Genomic DNA, 1,122 nt, shown 5'->3' on the forward strand with positions numbered 1-1,122 from the left:
CTAGCTGTTGCGGGTCGTGACGTTGGTGTCGGCTGACGGGGTCTGAGGATGGGGACGGGTCTTTCGGCGGCAGGATGAGAAGTGCGACCCACTCGTCCGTCGAGCAGAAAGACCCGTCCGTGTCTCACCGTAATGCCCCGCTATCTGTCGAAGGCCGCCGCCGGCTCGTCGCGCGCTGCCAGCATCGTCCGATCGCGCACGTCGCGGCCGAGATGGGCATCTCCCGCCAATGCGCCAGCAAGTGGGTCAACCGCTATCGGCTCCACGGCGAGACCGGCCTGCTCGACCGGCCCAGCGTCCCGCACCACCAGCCGAGCGCCACTCCCGCCGAGGTGGTGGCCCGGATCGAGCAGCTGCGCCGGCAGCGCAAGCACTCCGCTCGCCGAATTGCCACCGAACTGACCGGCGAGGGCATCACGATCTCCGCCCGCACCGTCGGGCGGCACCTGCTTGCGCTGGGCCTCAACCGGCGTCGGTTCCTTGATCCCACCGGCGCCACCAACCGACAACCACGGCGGATCATCGCCCGCTGGCCCGGGCACATGGTTCACCTGGACGTGAAGAAGACCGGCCAGATCCCTGACGGCGGCGGCTGGCGGATCCACGGCAAAGGCAGCGACCAGGACCGGATGGTCGCCCGCGGCAAGACCCGCGGCGGCCGGGCCCGCTACACCTACCTGCACTCCGCGATCGACGGCTACTCCCGCCTCGCCTACACCGAAGCCCTCGCCGACGAAACCGCTCGCACCGCGATCGGGTTCGTCCACCGCGCCCGCGCGTTCTTCGCCCGCCACGGCATCACCCACATCCACCGCCTGGTCACCGACAACGGCGCCTGCTACCGCGCCAACGACTTCACCACCGTCCTGCGCGGCGCCCGCCACCAACGGATCACGCCCTACACCCCACGCCACAACGGCAAGATCGAACGCTACAACCGGATCCTGGCCGAGGAATTCCTCTACGCCCGAGCCTGGACCAGCGAGCAGCAACGCACCACAGCCTTAACCGTCTGGAACGTGCACTACAACTACCATCGACCACACACCGCCGCCGGAAACCGGCCCCCGGCCACCCGGCTCCACGCAGGCGTCACCAACGTCAAGGCCTCATACAGCTAGC

General features: G+C 68.8%; 1 protein-coding gene. It reads left to right on the top strand.

Going from position 1 to position 1,122, the window contains the following annotated elements; translation table 11 throughout:
- The first annotated feature begins 119 nt into the window (after window positions 1-119).
- A complete protein-coding gene (locus AB0K15_RS48045) occupies window positions 120-1,121 on the top strand; it encodes an IS481 family transposase (RefSeq protein WP_364067942.1) in 1,002 nt (333 codons plus the stop codon).
- The last annotated feature ends 1 nt before the right edge of the window (window position 1,122 follow it).

Origin of the sequence: Amycolatopsis sp. NPDC049253, assembly GCF_040678995.1 — a bacterium.
Taxonomy (GTDB): Bacteria; Actinomycetota; Actinomycetes; order Mycobacteriales; family Pseudonocardiaceae; genus Amycolatopsis.